The organism is Arthrobacter sp. Bi83 (assembly GCF_918698095.1).
Taxonomy (GTDB): domain Bacteria; phylum Actinomycetota; class Actinomycetes; order Actinomycetales; family Micrococcaceae; genus Arthrobacter.
The window spans coordinates 1-5,140 of sequence record NZ_CAKKLY010000101.1; the positions used below are offsets into that span (position 1 = coordinate 1).

Here is a 5,140-nt window from a genome sequence, read left to right on the forward strand (position 1 = left end):
GAAACCAGCTGTAAAAACCAGACCACACCACAGGGGCGGCGCAACCTGGTCAATTCAACCAATTCATATAAAATAAACCGGTATCAACAAACTTGGCACACTATTGAGTTCTCAAACAACAGACACACCCGGCACCACCACAACCAAACAACCAGTCGCAGATCGCTCCGGAGCAACTTCCCAAACTTACCCGAATCCAAACCACATTGCAAACCAGCGTCTCCGCGGTCCACGGCTCAAACAAGGATCCCCACCCGGATTCCACACGCCATAAAAGCGCCGTTTTCCAGGCCATTCAGAAGGGGGTCGGTCGCTTTCTTTCCGCATCAGCGGCGGCGACTCGAATTACTTTACACGGCCCGGGCACCCCACGCAAATGCACCCGCTAGCGAAAAGGGTGGGCCGGAAATCCGCGGGATTCCGGGGATTTCCGGCCCACAAAGCCCCCTCACGGCATCACCGCCTGTCCGGCTGCCTTATGTGGATTGAGTCACACGGAACGCCACCGTGAAGTCGACTTCCCGCGGCTCCAAGCGATAGCCGTCCAGAACCCCCGGGCCGCAGGCCGCGGTGCCGACGCCATGGCGCATGTGGTCGACGTAGACGTAAGTTCGGCCGTCCGGGCGGAGCTCCGGCTGATGCGTGGCGGCAGCCAGGACTTCCTGGCTGTACGGGCGCACGGTAAGTGCAAATGGTGCGCCGCTAATGGCGAGCCGGCAGGCGTCGAGGTCCAAAGCTGCCGAGTACACTCCGGAACGGGCACCCGACTCCTGGGGGCGGACGTAATCCACGTCCATGTCCCGCAACGGCAATTTGTACCAGCCAAGTTTGGTGCCCTGACCGGTATCCGGGTAGCTGTGATGCGGTCCCTGGCCGAACCATTCCACGGTCCTGGTCGATGTCCCCACGATCAGTTCAACCCCGATCCGCGCCCACGGGACTGGCCAGCCGGCGTCGATCCACGACCCGTCGGGCGTGACCGTGGTCCGCAGGCTGACGCCGGTTCCATCGCTGGACCATGTGTACTCGGCAAGAACCCCGAACTGTTTGCCGGCAGGGGCAACCCGTGTCCGCACAACGAGTTCCTCGCCACCGCCAGCCGAGGGCCGGGAGGAAATGCCGAGGAGCCGCGCGTGCATCCGGTTGAGGCCGGCGTCCAGCCACTGCTTGGCCGCGGGGCGGGGATCCGGGCTGCCCCATTCCGCTCCGAGGTCGTTGTCCGTGGGGGCACGCCACAGCATGAGCCTTAGTCCTTCGACGGGGGTTTCACCCAGCCGCGTAAGCGAACCTGTGGCACGGTCGAAGACGGCTGGCCCTAGGCGCAGCAGCTCCTCTTCGACCTCGACCCTGGCAATGGCCGTTGGCTTCGGGGCGGCCGGCATCTTGGCGGACGCCTGGCCCCAGGCAACCTCGTGCCCTGATTTTGCCCATGCGGCGTCCTCCCGGAGTACGGCCCGTACCGTGAGCACCGCAGGAGCCGGCGCGGCGCGTTCCAGCAGCCCCGCCGGCAGCCGCACATCGGCAGACTCATGCGGCGCCACGGGCGCAACGTCCACCCGGCCGCCGTCGACCGTTACGCCGTCGGCCTCCACAACGTACCGGAACTCCAGTCCCGAGGTGTCAGCGAAATCGAAGCGGTTGGTGAGCGCAAACGCGGACCAGTCCCGCGCCACGTCGATGGATAGCGGCTCGATCACTTTCTTGAAGTCCAGCAGGCCCGGGCGGGGGACGCGGTTGGCGTCCACGAGGCCGTCAGTGACGAAGTTGCCGTCGTGGACTTCCTCGCCGAAGTCTCCGCCGTAAACGAAGTATTCCTTCCCGTCTTCCCCGGTGCGGAGTATGCCGTGCTCGAGCCACTCCCACACGAAGCCGCCCATCAGCCGTGGGTAGCGATCGAAAAGCTCTTGGTATTCGGACATGCCGCCCGGGCCGTTGCCCATGGCGTGGACGTATTCGCACAGGACGAACGGCATGGCACGCCGCCGGGCGTCCAGGCCCGCATCATTCAGGGGAGGTTCCACACCCTGGCCGATCAGCCCGGTCTCCGCCTGGCTGGCGTACATCCTGGAGTAGACGTCCACGTAGGCCGAGGTCCAGTCGCCCTCGTAGTGGATGGGCCTGGAGGGGTCGCGAAGCTTGGTCCAGCGGGACATGGCGGCCAGGTTCTCGCCTGTACCTGCCTCGTTGCCCAGGGACCACATGATGACCGAGGCATGGTTCTTGTCGCGCTCCACCGTCCTGGACATCCGGTCAACAAGCGCGGGCTGCCAGTGCGGATCGGCGCTGGGATTCTGCTTCCAGCCGCCTTCTTCAAAACCGTGGGTTTCCAGATCGCACTCGAGGACAACGTAGAAGCCCAGCTGGTCCGCCAGCGCCAGGAAATCCGGGTGGGGCGGGTAGTGCGACGTCCGGATGGCGTTGATGTTGTGCCGCTTCATGAGCCACAGCTCGCTCTCCATGACCTCCCTCGGCACCACCCGACCCAACTTGGGGTGGTGTTCGTGGCGGTTGACGCCGCGGAGCAGGATCCGGCGCCCGTTGACCTTGAACTGGGCGTCCTCGATGCTGATGGTGCGGAACCCGAGCTGCACGGAGACCGTCTCCCCCGGCGTGCTGACGCTCGCCTCGTACAGCCGTGGAAGCTCGGCCGACCACGGGTCGATGCCCGGGAGCCGATGCTCGGCCCCGGCCGGCAATTCCAGGCCCAGTTCCGGAACGCGCACGACGGCGTCAACCGGCTCGCCCGCCCGGCTCGCCTCGATGCGCAGGATGCCTTCACCGCTGCGGTGGTCGAAGTCAGCGTGGACAAAGACGTCATCAATCCCCTCTTCCGGGCGGGCCTGCAGCGTGACGTCCCTGAAGATGCCGGGCAGCCACCACATGTCCTGGTCCTCCACGAAGCTGGCAGCCGAGAACTGGGCAACCTGGACGGCCAAGACATTCCTGCCCGGTACCAGCACGCCCGCAATATCGAATTCGTGCGCGAGCCGGCTGCCGCGGGTGGTGCCCAGCAGCGTGCCGTTCAGCCAGATGGTTCCGGCAGACTCGATGCCGTCAAAGCGGAGCAGCGCCGACGGGAAATACTCCGGACCCGCCGAAAACTCCACGAACAGATCCCCGACGGGGTTGGCCTCCGGTGCGTGCGGCGGTTCCACGGCAAAGGGGAATTGAACGTTGGTGTACCAGGGTGTCCCGTGGCCGTGCATGGGCCAGCTGGACGGCACCGGGAGATCGGTGAAGTCCGGGCGGTCCCCGCCAGACTGCCAGCCGTCCTGCGGTGCCTGACGGATGCCGGGGTGAAGCCTGAACTTCCACATGCCGTTCAGGGACAGCCGGGGCGCTGCGCTTTCAAGGTAGGCGCGGGCAGGAAGCGTACCCTGCGGCGGGGCCAGGGACTCGATCCCGGCAAGCTGTTCAGCGGCCAGGTCCAGGGCGGATTCCGCTACGGCGACGGCGTCGTGTCCGGTGGTGTGCTCAACTGACATGGCGTTTCCTCGGGTTGGAGTTGTTCCGGTACAGGGGCGCTCGGTTACGAAGTCATGGCACCCGGATTGGTTCGTGAACGTTCACGTTCCATGGATCTTACGCGAGCAGGCCTTTCTTGAACAGGGTGTTCCTCGCTTCGCGTCGGCAAACCTTGCCGCTCACCGCGGCTGCGGCCAGCGGAGGTACCTCCCAAGCGGCTCAGGCCGACTCGCGCAGGATCAGCTGATGCACCAGAGTCAGCCGGGCGGCGTCTGAACCGGGCGCAACGGCGCCGGCCAGGAGCCCTTCCAGGAGTTCGACGGCGGCGCGGCCCACCTCCCGCAGGTCCAGCGCCAAGGTGCTGAGCTCTGGCGTCAGGAATTCCCCCAGCGGGATGCCGTCCATGCCTATGACCGCGCAGTCTTCCGGAACCCTGAGTCCCGCTTCATGAACTGCCTTCAGGACGCCGGCAGCCATCAGATCGTTGAAGACCAGTATCCCATCGGTCTCGGGCCGCTCGCGCAGCAACGCAGCGGCGGCCGCTCGCGCTGCCTCAGCCGTTTCCGCCGCCGTGACCAGCGCCCACGGAGCCCCGGTACCGTACAGGCGCCCAGTGACAGCCCGGCCGCGGACGGTGCACGGCCCAGCCTCAGCTTCTGTTGACGGAACCTGGGCTACGACCTCCGGAGCCCCGAACTTGGATGGGCCAGTGGGTACCTGGCCGGACCCGATCAGGCTGGAGCTGCACGCGTCCAGATAGGCGATATTGCGCCGGTTCGTGTTCCACAGATGATCGACGGCCAGCTTTGCTGCCTCGGCGTAGTCGAAGTTGATGCTTCCTGCTGCACCGCCGGGAGTTTCGTCCAGGACAATCAGCGGGCGCCGGCCCATCACGGCCTGAGCCTGCTCGGCGTACCCACCCAGGTATCCGATGACGGCGTCAACTTGGGGTGCCAGGTGATCCACGGCATCGAGCCCGGTCCGTCCGCCATGGCCATAGTCGTCAACCACGATGTGCCATCCACGTTGGGTGGCCAGCTCCACCACGCTCGAAGCGAACGCCGGGAAATAAGGGTTGGTGAGATCGGGGATGGCAAGTCCCACCGAAGTTCGCGATCCCTGGACGAGGCCCCTCGCAAAACGACTTGGCGTGTATCCAAGTTCACGTGCGAGCTCCTGCACGCGTTCCCGGGTGGATTCTTTGATTCCCGGCATGCCGTTCATGGCGCGCGTGACTGTTTGGCGTGAAACACCTGCGGCGGCCGCTACGTCGAGGATTGTTGCCGGCTTTGCCGGGCGTCCAGAGGATGTAGGGCTCATGGAGTGTAAGTCTAGAGCCGACGCCGGAGAAGCGTCGCCGGAGAAGCTGCTGGACGTGCGGGAGGGTCCCTTGTTTCCGTGCAGGAACTGCGAGAGCGTGCCGGAGAGGGTGCAGGAACTGAGAGAGCGTTGGTTGGTTTCCTGCAGGAACTGCGAGAGCGTGGGTGTGGGGCGGGGTTTAAATGCGGGAGGACCCCCAACGTGGTTGGGGGTCCTCGACCTAATGGTTGTCCGGCGGTGACCTACTCTCCCACACCCTCCCGGGTGCAGTACCATCGGCGCTGTGGGTCTTAGCTTCCGGGTTCGGAATGGGACCGGGCGTTTCCCCCACGCTATGACCGCCGTAACCCTTGTA

Annotated in this window: 2 protein-coding genes and 1 rRNA gene; all 3 read right to left on the reverse strand. The window is 65.2% G+C overall.

What is annotated here, in order from left to right:
• Positions 1–476: 476 nt before the first annotated feature.
• Entirely contained in the window at positions 477–3,485 is a 3,009-nt protein-coding gene (locus LQ144_RS22665; protein WP_230121497.1) for a glycoside hydrolase family 2 TIM barrel-domain containing protein, read from the reverse strand.
• Between the two features lie 199 nt (positions 3,486–3,684).
• Complete coding sequence (locus LQ144_RS22670) at positions 3,685–4,785, reverse strand: LacI family DNA-binding transcriptional regulator (protein WP_230121498.1); 1,101 nt, start codon at positions 4,783–4,785, stop codon at positions 3,685–3,687.
• 229 nt (positions 4,786–5,014) lie between these two features.
• Positions 5,015–5,131, reverse strand: a 5S ribosomal RNA gene (gene rrf, locus LQ144_RS22675).
• Between the last annotated feature and the right edge of the window lie 9 nt (positions 5,132–5,140).